The organism is Microbacterium sp. USTB-Y, from assembly GCF_023703415.1.
Taxonomy (GTDB): domain Bacteria; phylum Actinomycetota; class Actinomycetes; order Actinomycetales; family Microbacteriaceae; genus Microbacterium.
In genome coordinates, this window is record NZ_JAGMTU010000004.1 from 77,563 (window position 1) to 98,827 (window position 21,265).

General features: G+C 70.6%; 19 protein-coding genes, 1 pseudogene and 1 riboswitch. Of the genes and pseudogenes, 9 read left to right on the plus strand and 11 right to left on the minus strand.

Features of this window, described 5'->3' with window-relative positions:
* Positions 1-41 precede the first annotated feature (41 nt).
* A riboswitch (FMN riboswitch) is annotated at positions 42-187 on the plus strand.
* Between the two features lie 7 nt (positions 188-194).
* Positions 195-635: pseudogene (locus J8G10_RS11150) on the plus strand (6,7-dimethyl-8-ribityllumazine synthase); the annotation flags it as partial.
* 51 nt (positions 636-686) lie between these two features.
* Here J8G10_RS11150 and J8G10_RS11155 read toward each other — a convergent pair.
* From J8G10_RS11155 to efeU, 6 genes are all read right to left on the minus strand, one after another.
* Entirely contained in the window at positions 687-2,039 is a 1,353-nt protein-coding gene (locus J8G10_RS11155; RefSeq protein ID WP_251444532.1) for an FAD-binding oxidoreductase, read from the minus strand.
* 65 nt (positions 2,040-2,104) lie between these two features.
* Positions 2,105-2,749, minus strand: a complete 645-nt coding sequence (locus J8G10_RS11160; RefSeq protein WP_251444534.1) for an FMN reductase — start codon at positions 2,747-2,749, stop codon at positions 2,105-2,107.
* Position 2,750: 1 nt separating this feature from the next.
* Positions 2,751-3,965, minus strand: a complete 1,215-nt coding sequence (locus J8G10_RS11165) for an LLM class flavin-dependent oxidoreductase (protein WP_251445370.1) — start codon at positions 3,963-3,965, stop codon at positions 2,751-2,753.
* A gap of 218 nt (positions 3,966-4,183) precedes the next feature.
* On the minus strand, positions 4,184-5,497 hold the full coding sequence (efeB, locus tag J8G10_RS11170; RefSeq protein WP_251444535.1) for an iron uptake transporter deferrochelatase/peroxidase subunit: 1,314 nt from the start codon (positions 5,495-5,497) through the stop codon (positions 4,184-4,186).
* 1 nt (position 5,498) lies between these two features.
* Complete coding sequence (gene efeO / locus J8G10_RS11175; protein ID WP_251444537.1) at positions 5,499-6,728, minus strand: iron uptake system protein EfeO; 1,230 nt, start codon at positions 6,726-6,728, stop codon at positions 5,499-5,501.
* Positions 6,725-7,720: an iron uptake transporter permease EfeU gene (gene efeU / locus J8G10_RS11180; RefSeq protein WP_251444539.1), complete on the minus strand. Its 996-nt coding sequence runs from the start codon at positions 7,718-7,720 to the stop codon at positions 6,725-6,727. The genes efeO and efeU overlap by 4 nt, the downstream gene beginning before the upstream one ends.
* 194 nt (positions 7,721-7,914) lie before the next feature.
* Between efeU and J8G10_RS11185 the strand changes: the two genes are divergently transcribed.
* Entirely contained in the window at positions 7,915-8,919 is a 1,005-nt protein-coding gene (locus J8G10_RS11185; RefSeq protein WP_251444542.1) for an isopenicillin N synthase family oxygenase, read from the plus strand.
* An 18-nt stretch (positions 8,920-8,937) separates the two neighbouring features.
* Here J8G10_RS11185 and J8G10_RS11190 read toward each other — a convergent pair whose 3' ends face one another.
* Positions 8,938-9,603 (minus strand): GntR family transcriptional regulator, encoded by a 666-nt coding sequence (locus J8G10_RS11190; RefSeq protein WP_251444544.1) that lies wholly within the window; start codon positions 9,601-9,603, stop codon positions 8,938-8,940.
* Positions 9,587-11,080, minus strand: coding sequence for a chlorohydrolase family protein (locus J8G10_RS11195; RefSeq protein ID WP_374208775.1), 1,494 nt, complete (start codon positions 11,078-11,080; stop codon positions 9,587-9,589). Before J8G10_RS11195 ends, J8G10_RS11190 begins: the two co-directional genes overlap by 17 nt.
* A gap of 159 nt (positions 11,081-11,239) precedes the next feature.
* Between J8G10_RS11195 and J8G10_RS11200 the strand changes: the two genes are divergently transcribed.
* From J8G10_RS11200 to J8G10_RS11230, 7 genes are all read left to right on the plus strand, one after another.
* A complete protein-coding gene (locus tag J8G10_RS11200; RefSeq protein WP_251444548.1) occupies positions 11,240-12,247 on the plus strand; it encodes an ABC transporter permease in 1,008 nt (335 codons plus the stop codon).
* 42 nt (positions 12,248-12,289) lie between these two features.
* Positions 12,290-14,014: an ABC transporter substrate-binding protein gene (locus J8G10_RS11205; protein WP_251444549.1), complete on the plus strand. Its 1,725-nt coding sequence runs from the start codon at positions 12,290-12,292 to the stop codon at positions 14,012-14,014.
* Positions 14,015-14,076: 62 nt separating this feature from the next.
* Positions 14,077-15,078 (plus strand): ABC transporter permease, encoded by a 1,002-nt coding sequence (locus J8G10_RS11210; protein ID WP_251444551.1) that lies wholly within the window; start codon positions 14,077-14,079, stop codon positions 15,076-15,078.
* A complete protein-coding gene (locus J8G10_RS11215) occupies positions 15,078-16,106 on the plus strand; it encodes an ABC transporter ATP-binding protein (protein ID WP_251444553.1) in 1,029 nt (342 codons plus the stop codon). The genes J8G10_RS11210 and J8G10_RS11215 overlap by 1 nt, the downstream gene beginning before the upstream one ends.
* On the plus strand, positions 16,103-17,128 hold the full coding sequence (locus J8G10_RS11220; protein WP_251444555.1) for an ABC transporter ATP-binding protein: 1,026 nt from the start codon (positions 16,103-16,105) through the stop codon (positions 17,126-17,128). The genes J8G10_RS11215 and J8G10_RS11220 overlap by 4 nt, the downstream gene beginning before the upstream one ends.
* Complete coding sequence (locus J8G10_RS11225; protein ID WP_251444557.1) at positions 17,115-18,326, plus strand: amidohydrolase family protein; 1,212 nt, start codon at positions 17,115-17,117, stop codon at positions 18,324-18,326. The genes J8G10_RS11220 and J8G10_RS11225 overlap by 14 nt, the downstream gene beginning before the upstream one ends.
* Positions 18,310-19,545: an MFS transporter gene (locus J8G10_RS11230; protein ID WP_251444558.1), complete on the plus strand. Its 1,236-nt coding sequence runs from the start codon at positions 18,310-18,312 to the stop codon at positions 19,543-19,545. The genes J8G10_RS11225 and J8G10_RS11230 overlap by 17 nt, the downstream gene beginning before the upstream one ends.
* A 115-nt stretch (positions 19,546-19,660) precedes the next feature.
* Here the strand turns inward: J8G10_RS11230 and J8G10_RS11235 are convergent, their stop codons facing one another.
* Genes J8G10_RS11235 through J8G10_RS11245 form a run of 3 tightly spaced genes read right to left on the minus strand, consistent with a single transcriptional unit; the run spans position 19,661 to position 21,201 of the window.
* Positions 19,661-19,954, minus strand: coding sequence for a transcriptional regulator (locus J8G10_RS11235; RefSeq protein ID WP_251444559.1), 294 nt, complete (start codon positions 19,952-19,954; stop codon positions 19,661-19,663).
* A 13-nt stretch (positions 19,955-19,967) separates the two neighbouring features.
* Positions 19,968-20,237, minus strand: coding sequence for a hypothetical protein (locus J8G10_RS11240; protein ID WP_251444560.1), 270 nt, complete (start codon positions 20,235-20,237; stop codon positions 19,968-19,970).
* Positions 20,230-21,201, minus strand: a complete 972-nt coding sequence (locus J8G10_RS11245) for a hypothetical protein (RefSeq protein WP_251444561.1) — start codon at positions 21,199-21,201, stop codon at positions 20,230-20,232. The genes J8G10_RS11240 and J8G10_RS11245 overlap by 8 nt, the downstream gene beginning before the upstream one ends.
* Between the last annotated feature and the right edge of the window lie 64 nt (positions 21,202-21,265).

The window sequence follows — 21,265 nt, forward strand, 5'->3', positions numbered from 1 at the left end:
GTCGCCGTGGTCGGCGCGCCCTCACCGCGGTGATAGCGTCGTCCTGTCCTCAGGGCGGGGTGAGAGTCCCCACCGGCGGTGTCGCGGCATGGTCCGCGCGAGCCCGCGAACGGTCCCCATGGTGGGGACCGCCGATCCGGTGCGATTCCGGAGCCGACGGTCACAGTCCGGATGAGAGAGGACAGAAGGAGCAGTCCACCATGCCCAGAATCGCCATCGTCGCCGCGCAGTGGCACGCCGAGATCGTCGAACAGGCCGTTTCCGCCTTCACCGAGCGCCTCGCCGAGCTCGGCATCGACCAGGTCGACGTGTTCCGCGTTCCCGGGGCGTTCGAGATCCCGCTGCACGCGCAGCGCCTCGCCCGCACCGGTCGCTACGACGCCATCGCCACGAGCGCCCTCGTCGTGGACGGCGGCATCTACCGGCACGACTTCGTCGCCGGATCCGTCGTCGACGCGCTCATGCGCGTGCAGCTCAGCACCGACGTCCCGGTGTTCTCCGCGGTGCTCACCCCGCATCACTTCCACGAGCACGACGAGCACCAGGACTACTTCCGCCGGCACTTCTCCGTGAAGGGCCGGGAGCTCGCCGAGGCCGTATCCGCCACCGTGCAGAGCCTCGCCGCGATCGGCTGACCGACTCACGAGGCCTGGCTCAGGCACGCCCGCCGTCGCCGAGGACGGATCTCAGCGCGGCAGGCGTCCCTCGTGCAGGACGGCGTCGGGGTCGGCGCTCGCCCGCACCGCCCGGAGCCGATCGAGGTCGGAGTCCGTGGCGCAGCGCTCGAGCGTCTGCCCCGGCGTGAGGAACGTCGGCACCGTCCGATCGGCGACCGCCGGCGCGAGCAGGTCGACCAGCCCCGCGATGCTCGCATCGCCGGGCTCGGTCGGCGCCCCGGGGAAGTTCGGCACGAGCGCGTGCAGGAGCCACGAGGCTGAGGCGAGCGAGGCGAACCCGGATCGTCGCGGTGCGTCGAGCGCTCCGCCCAGCATGCGCAGGTCGATCCCGACGATCGGCGCCTGCTCGGGCGCCTGACGGAACTCCGCCAGGGCGTCGATCGTCGCGTCGTCCAGTCGATCGAGCGCGACGGAGGCGCCCCGGCCCGCGGTCGGCTCGGTCGGCTCCCCCGAGGCCGCGGCGAGGGCGGCGAGCGAGGTCGGGCCTGCGGTCTCCCGCTGCACGGCGCCTGAACGACGGACGCCGTCGAGCAGCGCGTCGGCCGCGCCGTCGGCGGACAGCGCCTGGACGGTCAGGAAGCTCTTGCCGCGGATCGCCTCGGGCAGCATCGGGACGTCCGGCATCCGCATCGAGTTCACGAACACGTTGAGCGTCGCGGGCGCCACCGCGGCGAGATCCCGCACGGCGCGGATCACGGCGGCGGTGTCCGCCGCGTCGAAGGTCAGCGCGGCGCCCCACTGCGCCGGGGCGCGGACGAGGTCGATCTCGAGCGCGGTGACGATCCCGACGACGCCGCCCGCCCCGCGCAGCGCCCACATCGCCTCGGGGTCGCTGCCGTCGTCGATGCGCTCGTGCGTGCCGTCAGGCCGCAGCACCCACGCGGCGCGCAGGTTGTCGGATCCGAGACCCGCCGTGCGGCTGAACCAGGAGTGCCCGCCGCCGAGCGTGTAGCCCGCGACGGAGACGACGGGGCTCGTCCCCGCGGGCGCCGCCCATCCGCTGCCCTCGAGCGCGTCGACGACGGCGCCCCAGCGCACGCCGCTGCCGACCACCACGACTCCGGCGTCGTGATCGATCTCGAGCCGGTCGAAGGCCGCCGTGCGCACGATCACCGCGCCGGACAGGTCCCCGGAGGCGCCGTGCCCGCTCGGCTGAACGGCGAGAGGCGTTCCCGCCTCGCGCGCGGCCGCGAGGATCAGGCGCAGGTCGTCGAGCCCCGCCGGGGCTGAGACGGCCGCCGGCAGCTGATCGATCGAGAGGTTCCACGGGCGGCGGGCGGCGTCGAACCCGTCGTCTCCGGCACGGAGGAGGGATCCGTCGAGCCGACCGGGAAGGGAGTCGAACGCAGAGAGAAGGGGCATGACGCCACCCTAGGATGCCCCACGGACATTCCCTGCGGCGTCATGCCCCTGCGCGCTGCGCGGCCCTACTCCCCTGCGAGACCGCCGAGCAGGTGCCCGAACGAGCGCCCTTCGCCGAGGTAGTTGCCCGGATCGAAGGGATCCTTGTCGGCCGCGGGCTCCCGCCGGGCCATCGCCTCCGCGAGCTCCCGCGCGCCGCGCTCGACGCGCGTGCTGAGCGGCGCGACCTCGTCGGCATTCGCCCCCCAGTCGCTCGAGGCGGCGAAGACCCCCGTCGGCACGGGCTCCGCGTGCAGGTAGGTGAACAGCGGGCGGATCGCGTAGTCGATCGCGAGCGAGTGCCGCGCCGTGCCGGCGTTGGCCCCGATCAGCACGGGCTTGCCGGAGAGCGCATCCGGGTCGAGGACGTCGATGAAGGACTTGAACAGCCCGGAGTAGCTCGTCGAGAAGATCGGCGTGACGGCGATCAGGCCGTCGGCCGAGACGACCGTGTTGATGGCCGAGTCCAGCGCGGGCGGGGCGAATCCGGTGAGCAGGTTGTTCGTGATGTCGTGCGCGAGATCGCGCAGCTCGATCACGTCGACGCTCACCTCGGAGCCCAGCTCGGTGAGCCGGTGCGCGGTCTCGGCCGCGAGGCGGTCGGCCAGCATGCGCGTGGACGACGGGTTGCTGAGCCCTGCGGAGATCACCGCGATGCGACGGGCGCCCATCTCAGTTCGCCCCCTTCGTGGCCGCGGCTCCGAACGACGAGCCCGCCGCGGCCGGGACCGCGCCGCCGTCCTGGTACGGCGACCCCGCGGTGAGGTTGTCGCCGCGGTTCGCACCGGGGCGCGCCTCGCGAGAGGGCCCGTCGCCGTACACGGCCTTGACGCGCGCGGCATGGGTCGGCGCGTCCGGCGCCGTATCGGGGCGGTTCTGCGCCAGCTCCTTGCGGAGCACCGGCACGACCTCGCCGCCCAGCAGGTCGAGCTGCTCGAGCACGATCTTCAGCGGGAGCCCCGCGTGGTCCATGAGGAAGAGCTGGCGCTGGTAGTCGCCGTAGTGGTCGCGCATCGCGGCGTAGCGGTCGATGACCTGCTGCGGGGATCCGACGGTGAGGGGCGTCATCTCGGTGAAGTCCTCCATCGACGGCCCGTGGCCGTAGACCGGGGCGTTGTCGAAGTAGGGACGGAACTCGTTCACCGCGTCCTGGGAGTTCGGGCGGATGAACGCCTGGCCGCCGAGCCCCACGATCGCCTGCTCCGGGGTGCCGTGACCGTAGTGCGCGAAGCGCTGCCGATACAGCTCGATGAGGCGCTGGTAGTGCTCCTTCGGCCAGAAGATGTTGTTCGCGAAGAACCCGTCGCCGTAGTACGCGGCCTGCTCTGCGATCTCCGGCGTGCGGATGGAGCCGTGCCAGACGAACGGGGCGATGCCGTCGAGCGGGCGCGGGGTGGAGGTGAAGCCCTGCAGCGAGGTGCGGAACTTGCCCTCCCAGTCCACGACGTCCTTCGTCCACAGCTCGTGCAGCAGCGCGTAGTTCTCGATCGCGAGGGGCAGCCCCTGCCGGATGTCCTTGCCGAACCACGGGTACACCGGGCCCGTGTTGCCGCGGCCCATCATGAGGTCCATGCGGCCGCCGGAGACGTGCTGCAGCATCGCGTAGTCCTCCGCGATCTTCACCGGGTCGTTCGTGGTGATGAGCGTGGTCGAGGTGGAGACGATGAGACGCTCGGTCTGCGCGGCGAGCGCGGCGAGGAACGTCGTGGGGCTCGACGACCAGAACGGCGGGTTGTGGTGCTCGCCGATCGCGAAGACGTCGAGGCCGACCTCTTCGGCGTGCTTGGCGATCGTGAGGGTGTTCTGGATCCGCTCGCGCTCGCTCGGGGTCTCCCCCGTGACCGGGTTGCGGGTGATGTCGCTGACCGACATGAGGCCGAACTGCATGCCCGACCAGGTGCTCGACTCGCTCACTGTGTCTCCTTCAGATTTCTATTCACTTGAATATATCTGGTGAAACGCCGTCCTTCGAGAAGTATTCCCCGGATCCCGGACATCATCCATCCCGGCTTCCCCTTCCCTGTCCGTCATCCGCTCCCCGGACGCGCATCGCTCAGGGGACGGAGGGAAGCGGGCGGAGGGAGATGCGAGCTGCCGGACAGGCCTCAGGCGAAGAGGCCGGCGCCGACGTACGAGCCCTTCTCCGCACCGGGCGGGATCGCCCAGACACCCGAGCCGATGTGGCGGATGTACTCGCTCATGAGGTCGGGCGACAGGCGCTTCTGCAGGGTGACGAACTGCTCCGGCGAGCGCTGATAGGACAGGAAGAACAGCCCCGCGTCGAGGCGCCCGAGGTCGCTGTTGCCGTCGACGTAGTTGTAGCCCCGCCGCAGGATCCTGATGCCGTCGTTGACCGTGGGATGTGCGAGCCGGACGTGCGAGTTCTCGTCGATCGCATGCCCGGCGAACTTCGGCTCCGTCATCTCCCCGCCGCCGGAGAGCGGAGCGCCGCTGCCCTTGGCGCGGCCGATCGTGCGGTCCTGCTCGGCGAGGCGGAGCCGATCCCAGGTCTCCACGAGCATCGCGATCTTGCGGGCCACCAGGTAGGAGCCGCCGGCCATCCACGCGGGCTCGTCCTTCTCCGCCACCCACACGTGCTCGTCGAGGGCCGCCGCATCGTCGGAGAGGATGTTGGCGGTGCCGTCCTTGTAGCCGAACAGGTTGCGCGGCGTCTGCTGGTCGGCGGACGTGCGCGACGTGCGCCCGAAGCCGAGTTGCGACCAGCGCAGCCGTGCCCGCCCGAACGCGATCCGGCTCAGATTGCGCACCGCGTGCACGGCGACCTGCGGGTCGTCGGCGCAGGCCTGGATGCACAGATCCCCGCCCGTGTAGGCGGCGTCCAGCGCATCGCCGACGAAACCCGGCAGGTCGGTGAGCACCGGTGGCCGCCGCGCGGCGATCCCGAAGCGGTCCCCCTCCGCGAGGAACAGCGAGGGGCCGAGCCCGAACGTGATCGTGAGCCCCGCGGCGGTGAGCCCCTGGGCCTCCCCGGTGTCGTCCGGCGGCGCCTCCGGAGATCCCCCGACCGCCCCGGACGCGCTGACGTCCAGGCCCTTCGTGAGCCGCGAGGCCGCATAGCTCCAGTCCTGCAGCAGTGAGATCAGGTCGTCCCGGCTCGCCCGCGGCATCATGTCGAAGCTCGCGAAGTGCAGGTGCTCCTGCACGCGCGTCGTGATCCCCGCCTGGCGGGCGCCCTCGAACGCGTACTCGTCCGCGGGGGCCGATCCGCCCAGCACGCCGGTGGCGGCGACGGCGGCCGCACCGCCCGCACCGACGGCGATGCCGGCGACACCGCTGCCGAGCGCCCATCCGATCAGGCCGCGACGGCTGATGCCGCGACGATCGGACCCCTCGGCGGCGCTCCCCTCCGCGGGCTCGGGCGAAGGGGTGCGCCCCTCCTCGGACTCAGGCGCGGTCATCTCAGCCCAGGATCGTGCTGGTGAGCTTGGAGAGCGGCTCGGCGAGCGCGTTCAGAAGGTCGGTGAGGTCGCGCTTCTGCGTCTCGGTCACGGTCGAGTACGGGGCGAAGCCGTCCTTCAGCGAGCCGTGCACGGCCAGCTCGGCCTCGAGCGCGGAGAAGCCGCGGTCGATCTGCGCGACCAGCTTGCGCCCCTCGTCGCCCTTGCCGTCCGCAAAGTCCCTGACCAGCGAGAACGCCATCTTCGAGCCCTCGACGTTCGCGGCGAAGTCGGACAGGTCGGTTCCCGACCACCAGTCCTCCTCGCCGGTGATCTTGCCGTTGGCGACCTCGTCCAGCAGCGAGATCGCGCCGTTCGAGATGCCGGCGATGCCCTGCGCATCCAGATCCTTGAGGAAGGCGTCGGAGTGGACGTGGTCGTACAGCTCCTGCAGGTCGGCGACGAGCTTGTCGGCGAAGGCACCGCGCTGCTCGGGCGTGGAGGGCGCCCAGTCCAGGTTCGCAGGGGTGGTGCCGTCGGAGTTCATCGCACCGGCGGCGGGAACCCACAGGTCCTTCTCGATGCGGTGGAAGCCGGTCCAGTCGATCCCGTCGGCCTTGGCGTCGAGCTCCCGGAAGTCGAGCCGCGGATCCAGCGTCCCGAGCTTGTCGGCGACCGGCTCGATCCGCTCGTAGTAGGAGCGCACGACGGAGAACTGGGCCTTCGCGGCCGCGTCGTCCCCCGTGCGATAGGCCTCTGCGAAGGTCTTCGCCGCGGGGAGAAGCTGGCCGACCTGGTCCTTGACGAAGGCCGCGTACAGGTCGACAGCCTTCTTCTTCTGCGCGGCGTCGCCACCGGCTTCGGAGACCTTCTCGCCGGTCACGGCGAACGCCGTCTTGCCGACCCCGGAGCCGATCATCCCGGGCTTGCAGACCGTGAAGTACTTGCCGGGCTGCGCGACGACGGTGAGGGTCCGGGATGCTCCCGGAGCGACGTTCTCCACCTCGCCGACGATCCGGACCCCGTCCTCGGCGAGCAGGTAGAACTCGGTGACCTCGTCGCCCTTGTTGCTCACGTCGAAGGCGAGCGTGCCGCTGGTCGCGGTGCCGGCCGAGACGGCGCACCCGTCGGCCGTCGACGAGACGGTGAGGCGTCCGGCGGCGGACACGTCCGCCTTGGCGACGCACCCGGTGAGGGCGAGGCCGAGGGCGGCGGCGCCGAGGACGGCGATCGATCGGCGGGCGAGGGTCATGAGGCTCCTTCGGGAGTGGCGGTCGGCGAGGCGACCCGGGCGGCGTGCTCCGCGGCGACGGGCGCGCCGGAAGCCGCTCCTGCGGCGGTGGACGGGGAATCGGAGGGCGCCGCGGCACGCGACGCAGGGCGGCGCAGGCCGCGCACGAACAGCGTGCCGACGACCAGGAGGTAGAGGGCCCAGGCGATGACCTGGATCCAGCTCATCCTCGGCATGAAGCCGACCGTGGCCTGCAGCAGGACGGCGAGCGCGCTGTCTGGGCGGATGGCGGAGGTGACGTCGAACGCCCAGCCGAACGGCAGCCCTGCCCAGCCCACGAGCACGGCGCCCGAGGCGTCGAGCGGCGCCGCCGACGTGAACGGCCCCGGCACGACGCCCGCCTCCTGCAGGTCGCTGATCGCGTAGGCGAGGACGCCCGCCGCGATGATGACGAGGAAGCCGCCGGTCCAGGTGAAGAAGCGGGACAGGTCCAGGCGCACCGCGCCGCGGGCCAGCAGCCAGCCGGCGAGCACGGCGACGACGAGGCCGAGTGCCGCCCCGAGGATGGCGGAAGGGGCGTCGCCGAAGGACTGCACCATCGACCAGAGCAGGAGGGTGGTCTCCACGCCCTCGCGTGCGACCGAGACGAAGCCGACCAGGACGAGCGCCCAGACGGTGCCCGCCTCGAGGGCGCGATCCACGCCCCCGTGCAGTGTCGCCTTCATCGTGCGGCCGGCCTTGCGCATCCAGAAGATCATCCAGGTGACCATGGCGACCGTGACCAGCGACAGCGTGCCGCCGATGATCTCCTGCCCCTGGAAGGTGAGCGCGTAAGCGCCGAACGTGAGCACCGCGCCGATGGCCAGGGCGAGGAGCACGGCGGCGCCGACGCCCGTCCAGAGCCGGGGAAGCACGTCCCTGCGGTCGAGGCGCTTCAGGTAGGCGACGAGGATGCCGACGACGAGCGCGGCTTCGAGGCCTTCACGAAGGCCGATGAGGAAGGTGGCGAACACGGGAGGGGCTATTCCTGACGTTTCTGAGGTAAGGCATCCCTTACCTCAGAAAGCGTAGCACCCGTCCTCCGCGTTTCCGCATCGTGGGCGTCGCTCTGTGACGGACGGCCCCGCGACGGCCGTGCCGCCCGGGCCCGGAGTAATCCTCGGCAACATTCGCGCCGGGGCCGGCCACCCGGACCTAGCCTCGCCTCATGGCCGAACTGAACCTCCCGATCCTCGATCTGTCCCAGCTCGACGCCGGAGAGGAGGCGGCGGCCCGATTCCGCGACGACCTGCGCGCGGCGACCCACGACGTCGGGTTCTTCTACCTGACCGGCACCGGGGTCACCGACGAGCTCGAGCGGCGCCTGCACCGGGCGGCGAAAGACTTCTTCGCGCTGCCGGAGGACGACAAGCTGGCGATCGAGAACGTGAAGAGCCCGCATTTCCGCGGCTACACGCGCATCGGCGGCGAGCGCACCCAGGGTGCGGTGGACTGGCGCGAGCAGATCGACATCGGTCCCGAGCGGACCGCGGTCCACGGAGGCCCCGGCTACAACCGGCTGATCGGCCCGAACCTGTGGCCCGAGGCGCAGCCCGAGCTGCGGGAGGTCGTCGCGGAGTGGCACGAGCACCTCTCCGGCGTCGCGCGCAAGCTGCTGCGGGCCTGGGCGCTCGCGCTCGGCGCGGCGGAGGACTACTTCGAGTCGAACTTCGGCGATCCGTCGACGCTCATCAAGATCGTCCGTTACCCGGGCTCCCACGAGCCGGAGCCGCAGCAGGGGGTCGGTGCGCACAAGGACTCCGGCGTGCTCACCCTGCTGTGGGTGGAGCCGGGCAAGGGCGGCCTCCAGGTCGAGCGCGACGGCACCTGGGTCGACGCTCCTCCGGTCGACGGCGCGTTCGTCGTCAACATCGGCGAGCTCCTGGAGTACGCCACCGACGGCTACCTCAAGGCGACGAACCATCGCGTGGTCTCGCCGAAGGCTCCCGAGGAGCGGATCTCGATCCCCTTCTTCTTCAATCCCGCCCTCGACGCCCGCCTGCCGCTCATCGAGCTTCCCGCCGAGCTCGCCGCCCAGGCGCGCGGAGTCACCAAGGATCCCGCGAATCCGATCCACGCGCTGTACGGCGAGAACGCGCTGAAGTCGCGCCTGCGCGCGCACCCCGACGTCGCCGCGATCCACCACGCGGACCTGGTCGGCGCACCGGCCTGATCCACGGCGCGGAGGGGGTCAGCCGTCCAGGACTCCGTCCAGCTGAGCGAGCACGGGCTCCCTGCTCATCTCGATGTGCGCGTACATCAGCGCCGCCGCGAGCGAGCCGCGTCCGTGCGCGATCGCCTCGACGAGGTCGACGTGCTCGTCGGTCTGCTCCCGGTCCCTGGCCTCCCTGGTCAGCCGAAACACCCACTCCATGCGCCCCGCGAGGGGACCGAGACTGCGCAGCAGCAGGCGGCTGCCGCTGAGGCGGACGACCTCGGAATGGAAATCGATGCTCGCCGCCCGTGCGATCTGGGGATCCGCGACGGACGCCGCCTCGTGCAGCTCGTCCAGCCGGTCGATGCTCTCCGCCCCGTCGCGCACGCGCTCCGCTGCGCGCTGCGCGGCGAACGGCTCGAAGCAGAGGCGGGTGTCGAAGAGGTCGTGCACGTCGGCGCGGGTGAGCGGCGTGACGTTCGCGCCCCTGTGTCGGGACGCGATGACGAACCCCTCGGCCTCGAGGCGCTGCAGCGCCTGGCGGACGGGGATGCGGGACACCTCGAAGCGCTCGGAGAGCTCGCGCTCCTTCAACCAGGCGCCGGGCGCCGTCTCGCCCTCGATGATGGAGCGCAGGACGTCGCGGTAGACGCGATCGGCGAGCGCGAGCGCCGCGTGCTCCGCCTCAGGACCGCTCTCCATCGCCCATCCTCTCCCCCATCCGCCGGAACACGGGCGGGAACAGTCCCCCGCCGCCGAGGTGATCGCGCTCGTCGTACCCGGCGCGCATCACATCGAACAGCGCCTGTGCGTCGTCGCGGACGGCGTGCAGGTCGACGCCGTCGATCGCTCCGTCGCGCATCACGACCCGGCCCGCGACCATCGTAAGGCACGCGTCCCGCGCGCTTCCGGCCAGCACGAGGTTGCGCAGCGGGTCCTCGATCGGCCCGAAGCGCACATCCGACAACCGGAAGGCCGTGAGGTCGGCGGACGCGCCCTCGGCGATGCGCCCGAGATCCGGGCGGTGCAGCGCCCTCGCGCCGCCGAGCGTCGCGGCCTCGATGTAGCCGGCGAGGTCCCCGGCGGCCAGCGAGCGGTTCTGCACCTTCGCGACGGACACGCCGGTGTCGATGCCGCGGATGAGGTCGGGCGGGAACGAGTCGGTGCCCAGCGAGATGTTCAGCCCCGCGTCACGGTAGCGCCCGAACGTCTCCAGCTCGGAGCCGTAGCGCGCGTTCGTGAGCGGACAGTGCACGATCGAGACGCCGGCGTCGACGAGCGTCGCGAGATCGCCGCGGTCCTCGCCCCACACCCGGGGATTGACGTCGAGGAAGACGCCGTGCGGGATGATCAGCCGGTCGTCCAGCAGCCCCTGCGCGCGGATCAGCTCGAGCGGGGTGCAGCCGTAGCGCTCGAGGATCCAGTCCCGTTCGAAATCGCCCTGGAGGGCGTGCAGGCGGACCAGTGCTCCGCGCTGCCGCGCCGCGTCCGCGGTCGCGGCGAGCAGCTCGGGGGTCAGCGTCTCGATGCGGCAGGGCAGGAACACGGGCGTGAGCAGCGGATCCCTCCAGGACCGGACCGTGTCGTGGAAGCGGATCGCCTCGGCGAGGCCCGCGACCCCCTCCGCCTCGTCGAACGCGATGTCGCGCTGTCCGTCCCGCACGACGTTGACGCCCGAGCGATAGGACGGCCCGAGGAATCCGCGCAGCCCGAGCGTGCGCGAATACTCCGCCATCGCCAGGAAGTCGTCGGCGGTCTCCGCCCAGACCGAGTGCACCTCGGAGGCGATCGGCATGTAGCTGGTGATGCCGTGCAGGGCGAGCTGTACGAGCGCGATCTCGCGGATGCGCCGGCGCTGGGCCGTGTCGAAGACATGGCGCCGGCGCAGGAGGTAGTCCGCGGACCACTGCAGGCGCCGGGCGTGCTCCGCGGTGGACCACGAGTCGAGGATCAGGTGGTCGATGTCGGTGAGGGCGTCCAGGTCGATCAGCCCGGGCATGAGCAGGCTCTCGCCGAGCTCCATCGTGCGCTCGACGTCGCGCGGCGCCTCCGCCCGGGGGCCGACGAACGCGATCCGCTCCCCCTCGATGACGACCGCGCCGTCGCGCAGCTCGACGGGGGCTGTGCCGTCGAAGGCAAGGACATGATCGGCGGTGATCAGGGTGCGCACAGGTCTCATTCTCCCGAGAGTCGATTGGTATCCAAAAGCCGAGCTTTCTCCGCGAGATGCCCCCGAAACGACGGGGATTGGTCAGAGATGGCTTTCGTTTGGTATACATATCCTACTGGTTTGGTATACAATTCCAGCAACCCCCGTCCCCGAGCATCAAGGAAGATCGTGACGGACACCCTGCCGACGGCCCCGAAGACCGAGGCCGTCATCATGCCGAAGATCGCCACCGGCCGCTCCCTCCTCGGGACGGCCTGGCTGCGCATCAAGCGCAGCAAGATCGCGCTCGTGTCGCTCGGCGTCGTCGTCGCGATCATCCTGTTCGCGCTCCTCGCACCGGTCCTCACCGCGATCGAGGGCCAGGACCCGTTCACGACGCACACCGGCCCCGACATGCTGGACGACTTCAACACCCCGGGCCTGCCGCTGCCGCAGTTCATCTATCCGTCCGCCCAGCACTGGCTCGGCGTCGAACCGGGTCTCGGCCGCGACCTCTTCGCACGGCTCGCCTACGGCGCCCAGGTGTCACTGACGATCGCGCTGCTGGCGACGCTGGTCTCGGTCGTGCTGGGAACGATCCTGGGCGCGGCCGCCGGCTTCTTCGGCGGGAAGGTCGACATGGTCATCAGCCGCCTGATCGACCTGTTCCTCGCCTTCCCGCACCTGCTCCTGGTGCTCTCGCTCACGCCCATCCTGCAGTCCCGCCTGCGGGGCACCGCACTCGGGCAGGGCAGCTTCGTACCGATCGCCTCCCTCGTGATCATCCTGGGATTCTTCGGCTGGGCGTATCTCGCCCGCGTCGTCCGCGGCCAGGTGCTCAGCATCCGGGAGCAGGAGTACATCGAGGCCGCGCGCTCCTACGGCGCATCCAAGCGCACGATCCTGTTCACCCAGGTCATCCCGAACGTGTCCGGCGTCGTGCTCGTCTACGCGACCATGATGATCCCCACGAACATCTCGGCCGAGGCCGCGCTCTCCTTCCTCGGAGTCGGCGTCAAGGATCCGACGCCGTCCTGGGGACAGATGCTCAACGCCGCCCAGTCCGGCAACTGGTACCTCGTCGATCCCTGGTTCCTGTTCGTCCCCGGCATCGCGCTGGTCATCACGGTCCTCGCGTTCAACCTGCTCGGCGACGCCGTGCGCGATGCGCTGGATCCCAAGGCCTCGCGCAGCTGACCCCTAGTTCGCCCCACCACCCACCCCGAGAAAAGAAGCACCATGAGACACAGTCGTCCCCTGTTCGCCGCCTCCGTCGTGGCCGTCGCGCTCGCCGTGACCGGCTGCGCGGCCGGATCCGCGCCGAGCGGCTCCGCGTCCGGCTCCTCGAACGCGAACAACCCCTACGCCCCGCACGTCGTGAACGAGGGCTTCAGCACCAAGGGCGGAAACGTCAACGTGCTGATGTCGAGCGACTTCCAGACGCTCGACCCGGGCAACAGCAACTACGTCCAGACCGCCAACGTCGGTCAGCTCTACTACCGCACGCTGACCATGGCCAAGGAGACGGCCGGCCAGCCGCCGAAGATCGTCCCCGATCTCGCGACCGACCTCGGCAAGGTCTCCTCGGACGGCCTCACCTGGACGTACACGCTCAAGGACGGCCTCAAGTACGAGGACGGATCCCCGATCACCTCCGCCGACATCAAGTACGGCATCGAGCGCACCTTCGCCCGCGACGTCTACACCCAGGCCCCGCAGGAGCTGAACGCGGTCCTCGACGCGGACACCTACAAGGGCCCGTACACCGGCGGAGACCTCGCCGCCGTGGAGACCCCGGACGCGAAGACCGTGATCTTCCACCTGAAGCAGCCGTACCCCGACTTCCCCTCGCTCGCATCGCGCTCCAACAGCGCCCCGGTGCCGCAGGCGAAGGACACCAAGCTCGACTACACGAACCACCCGATCTCGTCGGGGCCGTACATGATCTCGAGCTACGACCGCGGCCGCGAGCTCAAGCTCGTGCGCAACCCGAACTGGGACGCGAAGACCGATGAGAACCGCACGGCCCTGCCCGACACGTTCTCCTTCTCGCTGTCCACGGCGCAGGCGACGATCAGCCAGCAGCTCCTGAGCGACTCCGACCCGACCGCGATCACGCTGGACTCGAACGGCGCCCTGCAGGCCTCGGATGCGGCGCGTCTCACCGATGCGACCATCAAGCCGCGTACCGCCGCCGGACTGCTCGGCTGCACCGACGTGCTGAACCTGAACACCACCACGATCACCGATCCGGACGTGCGCCACGCTCTCGCGCTCGCGATGGACCGCGCCGCGATCCAGGTGCAGTACGGCGGCAAGCGCTTCGGCCAGCTGACGAACTCGTACCTGAACGACGCGCAGGTGGGCTGGATCCCGCCGACGATCGACCTCGACCCGAACGGCAAGCCGAAGCTCGACGAGGCGAAGAAGCTCCTGCAGGGCAAGACCGTGCCGAAGACGCTCACCTACGGCTACTCGAACGCCACCGAGCGGTTCAAGAACCTCGGCACCGTGCTGCAGCAGAACTTCAAGGAGCTCGGCATCGACCTGCAGATGGTCGCGATCCCGGCGCCGAACTACTACACCACCCTCGCAGGCGACCAGATGCCGGACATCGCGCGCGCCGGCTGGTGCGGCGGCGCGGCCTCCGCATCGACCCGCACGACGGTCGACCCGAACCTCGGCCCGAGCCTGGACGGCACGACCTACGGGTTCAGCAACATCTCGCGCTACTTCGACCCCACCATCTCGGGCGAGATGTACAAGCTGCGCGACACCAACGGCTCGTCCGAGGAGCTCAACACCGAGTGGACGAAGCTCTACAACAAGGCCATGGAGACCTACCCGATCGTGCCGCTGTTCCGCACGTACACCTCGAGCGTCGTCGGATCCAAGATCCAGAACGCCCAGGTCGGGTACTTCTTCGGAAGCATCGACCTGTCCACCGTCGGCGTCAAGAACTGACGCCTCACCCCTGAAAGGACGGGGCCGGCCGGCAGCATCGGCCGGCCCCGCACGGGACAGCAATGTTCGGATTCCTCGTCCGCCGCGTGGCGGGCCTCGTCATCCTTCTCCTCGTCGTGAGCTTCGTCACGTTCGCGCTCTTCCAGATCGGCCCCTCCGACCCCGCGGCGGCCGCCTGCGGGCAGGAGTGCACGCCCGAGCGCATCGAGCAGGCGCGCATCGCGCTCGGCATGGACAAGCCCTTCTTCGTGCAGTACTTCGCCTACCTCTCCGGCTTCATCGGCCCGCGGATGATCGGCGCCCCCGGCGCGGAGCAGCTCTGCGCCTGGCCGTGCCTGGGCAAGTCTTTCCAGACCAACGAGAACGTCACCGACGTGCTCGCCCGCGCCCTCCCGTACACGCTGTCGATCGCGGTCGGCGCCGTCGTGCTGTGGACGATCGCCGGCGTGGGGCTCGGCCTGCTGGCTGCGCTGCGCAAGGGCAGGCCGACGGACAAGATCATCGTCGGCGCCGCCTCGGTGGGGGTCTCGCTGCCGATCCCCGTCACCGGTCTCCTGCTGCTGCTCGTCTTCGTCAGCACCCTGCACTGGCTGCCGTTCACCAGCAACCAGATCTTCAGCCCCGCCGGCCCCGAGGGCCCGGCCGCCTGGTTCACGAACTACCTGCTGCCCTGGATCGCGCTCGCGGTGCTGTTCAGCGCGCAGTACATCCGCATCACCCGCAACAACATGATCGAGACGTTCGGCGAGGACTTCATGCGCACCGCCCGCGCCAAGGGTCTCGGACGGCGCGCCATCGTGTTCCGGCACGGCGTCCGCGCCGGCATCACCCCGATCGTCACGATGCTCGGCCTCGACATCGGCGCGCTCCTCGGCGGCGCCGTGCTCACCGAGCAGATCTTCTCCGTCCCCGGCCTCGGATTCACCGCGGTGCACGCGGCCGTGGCCGGCGACCTGCCCGTGACGATGGCGATCACCATGCTCGCCGCGTTCTTCATCATCACCGCCAACGTCATCGTCGACCTGGTCTACGCCGGCATCGACCCCAGAGTGAGGATCAGCTGATGGCCTCCCCCTTCCTGGACATCCGCGACCTGCGGGTGGACTTCCCCACGGACGACGGGCTCGTGCACGCCGTCAACGGCATGGATCTCACCCTCGAGCGCGGCGACACGATCGGCATCGTGGGCGAATCCGGATCCGGCAAGACGGTCACCAGCCAGACCCTGATGGGACTGCTCAAGGGGACCAGCGCGCGGGTCAGCGGGCAGATCCTCTTCGAGGGGACCGACCTCGTGCCGCTCAGCGAGAACGAGATGCGCCCCTACCGGGGCCGCAAGATCGGCATGATCTTCCAGGATCCGCTGTCGGCCATGCACCCCTTCTACACGGTCGGCACGCAGATCGCCGAGGCGTACCGCGTGCACAACGCCGTGAGCGCGAAGGCGGCCAGGGCCCAGGCGATCGACATGCTCGCGCGGGTCGGGATCCCGGATCCGGTCTCCCGCTACGACTCCTACCCGCACGAGTTCTCGGGCGGCATGCGGCAGCGTGCGATGATCGCGATGGCCCTGATCTGCGAGCCGGAGCTCCTCATCGCCGACGAGCCCACCACGGCACTGGACGTGACCGTCCAGGCGCAGATCCTGGACCTCATCGCCTCGCTCCAGCAGGAGACCGGATCCGCGGTCGTCTACGTCACGCACGACCTCGGCGTCGTCGCCGAGGTCTGCCAGCGCGTCGTCGTCATGTACGGCGGTCAGTGCGTCGAGCACGCCACGGTGCAGGACGCGTTCGCGCACACCGCCCACCCGTACACGAAGGGGCTGCTCGCCTCGATGCCCTCGATGGCGGACGACGCCGGCAGGCTCACGCCGATCCCGGGGTTCCCGCCCTCTCTGCTGAACCTTCCGCAGGGCTGCCTGTTCGCCGAGCGCTGCCCGGTGCGGCACCTGGTGCCCGGGGATCGCTGCATCACCGAGCGGCCGGAGCTGCACGGGGCCGGATCGCACCGCTCCCGGTGCCACCTGTCCGAGAACCTCGGCGTCGCGGATGCCCCCGGCGCCCCCACGATGACGGAGGCCGCACGATGAGCGCACCGCTGCTGCAGGTCGAGTCCCTCACCAAGCACTTCTCCGTGTCGAAGGGCTTCCTCCGCCCGAAGAGCACCGTGCGCGCCGTCGACGGGGTCTCGTTCAGCCTCGAGCGCGGCCAGACGCTGGGCCTCGTCGGCGAGTCCGGGTGCGGCAAGTCGACGACGGGCCGCCTGCTCATGCGCCTGCTGACGCCGACCGCCGGCAGCATCCGACTCGACGGCGCCGACGTCGCGGGGCTCACCGGGTCCGAGCTGCAGGACTTCCGCCGGCGGGTGCAGATGGTGTTCCAGAATCCGGCATCGTCGCTGAACCCCCGACAGAGCGTGGGCGCCGCGATCGCCGCGCCGCTGCGCGCGCAGGGCATCGCCCCGAAGGAGGGCCTGAAGGTGCGCGTGCAGTCGCTCATGGATCGCGTCGGGCTGCGGCCGGAGCACTACAACCGCTTCCCTCATGAGTTCTCCGGCGGGCAGAAGCAGCGCGTCGGGATCGCCCGCGCGCTCGCGCTCGAACCCGACGTGGTGATCTGCGACGAGCCCGTCTCGGCGCTGGACGTGTCGGTGCAGGCGCAGGTGATCAACCTGCTCCAGGACATCCAGGACGACACCGGGATCTCCTACGTGTTCATCGCCCACGACCTCTCCGTCGTCAAGCACTTCGCGAACGATGTGGCCGTGATGTACCTCGGGAAGATCATGGAGATCGGCACCAGGGACGAGGTGTTCGACGCGCCCCGGCATCCCTACACGCAGTCGCTGCTGTCGTCGGTGCCCTCGCCGGACCCGAACGCCGACCGCAGCGGACGCATCCGCCTGTCCGGAGACCTGCCGCACCCGTCGAACCCGCCGAGCGGCTGCGTGTTCCGCACGCGCTGCCCCGTGTTCGCCCTCCTCGACGAGGAGAGGAAGAGGATGTGCGTGGAGCAGGTGCCCACCGGCGCCGTCGCCTGCCACCACCCCGCCGAGGCCGCCGCGTTCGCGGCGAGCTCCCCCGAAGAGAGGAAGATCCTTGCTGATTCGTGACGCCCGCCCCTGGGGCGGCCCCGCATCCGACGTCGTGATCGAGGACGGCCGCATCGCCGCCGTGCGCCCCCACGATGAGAGCGTCCCGCTCGGGGCAGGAGACGTCGACGGTCGCGGCCGGCTGCTGCTGCCCTCGTTCAGCGACGTGCACGTGCACCTGGACTCCTCGCGCATCGGGCTTCCGTTCCGGGAGCACACGGGCGCCCCCGGGGTGTGGGCGATGATGATGAACGACCGCCGCAACTGGCGCAACACCGACGTGCCCCATGCCGAGATCGTCGCCGGGACCCTGGAGACGATGATCGCGCGCGGCACCACCCGGGTCCGGTCGTACGCGCAGGTCGACGTGGACTGCAAGCTGGAGAAGTTCGACTCGGTGATGGCCGCCAAGGAGAAGTTCGCCGGAGCCGCCGAAGTGCAGGTCATGACGTTCCCGCAGGCCGGGATCCTGCTCGAGGAGGGCACCGTCGACTATCTCGAGGAGTCCCTCAAGCAGGGCGCCGACGTCATGGGCGGGATCGACCCCTCCCAGCTCGACCGCGACCCGGTGCGCCACCTCGACGTCGTGTTCGGTCTCGCCGAGAAGTACCAGGTCGAGGTGGACATCCACCTGCACGAACCCGGACACCTCGGCGTGTTCAGCACCGACCTCGTGCTCGAGCGGGTGCGGGCTCTGGGCATGCAGGGCAAGGTCACCCTGTCGCACGCCTACGAGCTCGGCGGCGTGGACGAGGCCACGAGTCGCCGCCTGATCGAGGAGTTCGCCGAACTCGACATCGCCATGGCGAGCGTCGCCCCGGCCGCGCGCAACCAGCTCTCGCTCGTCGCCCTCACCGAGGCGGGCGTGCGCTTCGGGCTCGGCGAGGACGGCCAGCGCGACTACTGGAGCCCCTACGGCAACGGCGACATGCTGGACCGCACCTGGCAGCTCGCGTTCACCAACAACTTCCGCCGCGACGAGCACATCGAGATGTGCCTGGCCATCGCGACGATGGGCGGAGCCGCCATCATGTCGCACGACGTGCCGCGCCTGGCGGGAGCGAAGGACCGCCCCGGCACGGCGATCGGCGACCGGGCCGACCTGCTGCTCGTGGACGGGCAGACCCCCACCAGCGCCGTGATGGACCGCGGCACCGACCGGACCGTCCTGCACGACGGACGCGTCGTCGCCGATGGGCTCCGTGTCCTCGCGAGCTGATCGGGTCGACGGCCATGTCGTCCCGGCCGGGCGCGCGGGGGGCCGCGCCCGGCCCGCGCCGACGGGGACCGCCGCCCGAGCCCTCGCGCTCGGCGCCGCGCTCCTCGTCGGCGTCAATCTGAGACCGGCGATCACCTCGGTCTCCGCGCTGCTGGATCAGGCGACGAGCGAGTTCGGCCTGGGCGGAGTGGAGCGCAGCCTCCTCGCGACGCTTCCCGTGATCGCCTTCGGTCTCACCGCGTTGCTCGGGCCGCTGCTGGCGCGGCGGTTCGGGACGACCCGCGCGATCCTCGGCGCGATGTCGGCGCTCGCCGCGGGCCTCGTGCTGCGCGTCCTCAGCGGGTGGATGCTGCTGCCGGGCACGTTCCTCGCGGGGGCGGCGATCATGGTCGCCGCGACGCTGCTGCCGCCGTACCTCAAGGCGCTCGGCGCGAGCGGGCTCTGGGTGGGCCTCAGCAGCATGTCCTTCGGCATCGGCGCGGCGCTCGGCGCCGGACTCGCCGTGCCCCTGGATGAGGCGTTCGGCCTGCGCCCGGCCCTCGCCGCCTGGAGCGTGCTCGCGGTGCTCGCCGCGCTGGCGATGCTCGCCGTGGGCCGCGGATCGGCGGCCACCGCGCCGATCCGGGAGCCGGTCTCCATTCCCGCCGAGGCACGGGTGTCCGTCGCCGTGATGACGGCGGTCTTCTCGCTGCAGGCGCTGCTGTACTTCGCCGTCACCACCTGGCTTCCGTTGATGCTGTCCTCGCACGGCGAATCGCGGGCGGCCGCGGGCGGGCTCCTGGGCTGGTTCAGCCTGATCGGGCTCGTGCCGACCCTGGTGGCGCCGGTGATCGCGCGCCGGCGCCGGATACTGACCTGGTTCGGTCCCGGCCTCGGTCTCGTCATGGCGGCGGGCTTCGTGTGGTTCGCCCTGGACGGCGGTCATGATCCGGTGGTCGTGACGGTGCTCGGGATCGTGCAGAACGCCGGCTTCGGGCTCGCCATGGGGCTGCTCGTCAGCCTCGCCGCCGACGAGTCGTCCGCGGGGATCCTCTCGGCGATCGCCCAGGGCGCGGGCTATGCCGTCGCCGGCATCGGAAGCCTGCTGCTCGGCGTCGTCCACGACGCGACCGGCACCTGGACGCCGAGTCTGCTGATCATGGCGGTCTGCGCGCTGCTGCTCGCGGGATCCGTGGCGCTTGTGATCCGCCGCCGTCCGGTGTCGCTGATCCGGCGCTGACCACGCCGTCGCGTCCGCTGCGCCGCGAGAACCACCTCCTGCACGAGAGACGACGTCTGATGTGATGTCTCGCGCAGGACGTGGTTTCTCGCGCGGATGCCGATCGCGAGCGGGATCAGATGTCGGGTCTGCCACCGGCGACGATGTCCCTCAGCGCCTGCACGTGCGCCTCGAACGCCCGCTCACCGGACGCTGTGGCGCGCACCCAGGTACGCGGCCGGGTGCCAACCTGCCCCTTCCTGCTGACGACGTAGCCGGCGTCCGACAGCGCGGCGATCGCCTTGCTCACCGCGGAGTCGTTCGCCTGCAGCACGTGCGCGAGCGTCGCGAAGTCCATCTCCACGCCATCGCGCAGGGCAGCCATCATCGAGAAGCGGATCGCGCCGGCGAAGGTGTCATCGAGGCGCATTCGCGGATGCGGCTCAGTCATCGCGACCGGCCGGCCAGAGCGCCGCGACGACGAAGAGCGCCAGGATCGCGCCCGCGGCGATGCCACCGATCGTGCCGCCGTGCAACGGGGTCGCGAATGCCGGAATCGGCGCGACGCAGGTGATCACGGCGGAGATCGCGAACGCCGTCGATTGCGGGGGACGCCATGCCGCACCGATCGCGGGCACCGCGTCGAGCGCGGCCTGCGCGGCGAGCCGCTCGTGCATGCCGTCCGTGTCGTCGATGCGGCGCTCCTCAGTCATCGCCGCGTCCCGGGAGCCGACTGACGATCGCCGCCAGGACCAGGACCACGGCCCCGAGGGCGAAGCCGAGCGCCGGCGCGAGCGCTGGACGCGTGCTGGTGAGGAGCACCATCGCCGCCGCGGCGGATGCGCCGAACCCGAACATGGTCCACTGCGGCGCCCGCCAGGTGCCGCCCAGATCCGCGCACCACCGTGTCAGCACCGCGATCAGGGAGAGGATCACGACGGCGCACACCCCCAAGGAGCTGACGCCGGGGCCCCATCCCGGGACCGCCGCCACCCCGCTGAGGGCGACGCTGATCGCGAGGCAGGCACCCACCGCCAGCGTGCCGACCCGTGCCGTGCGGGTGAACGGCGCCCGCGCGGGCGCAGTGCGGGAAGGGTCGTACCGCCCGTCATGGCGCAGAGACAGACCGGCCGAAAGTCCTCCGGCGAGGAAGAGCAGTGAGGGCAAGGGAAGCCAGAACCACGAGAAGGCGCCGAGGAACCCATCGATGAGAACGAGCGCGAGCCCGAGCACGGCACCGGTGATGGCGAGGCCGTAGTAGGCGACCGCACGCGCACCCCGAAGCACGCGGCGGGCGCCGTATCCTTCCCTGACTTCGCGCGCGAGAAACGACCAGATGAGGAGGACGGCGAGGAGGCTCATCGGTGCGATGGGCAGGTCGGGATTCTGCCGATGCAGCCCCCAGGCGATGAAATAGACGCCGACGTACAGGGCGGATGCGATGCCTTCCACGATGTACAGACGCCCGAGCCGCCGCAGATCGAGCACGCCGTCGGCACGCTGCCGGACGTCGGGCAACACGTCCAGATAGGCCTGCGCGGTGACCGCATCCGGCTGTTCCAGGGGCTCCGCACCCCGCATGGCCCGCTGCTCCATCGATCCCCCCGAATCGCCGATCTCGCTTTCCTGAGGGAAAGCTTCTTCTGCTTTCCTACAGGAAAGTTGCGTCAGGATCAATGGCCGCGACGGGCCGGGTCCGACGACGGCACGGGATGCTGCCGAGCGGACGGGCTGTCGACGC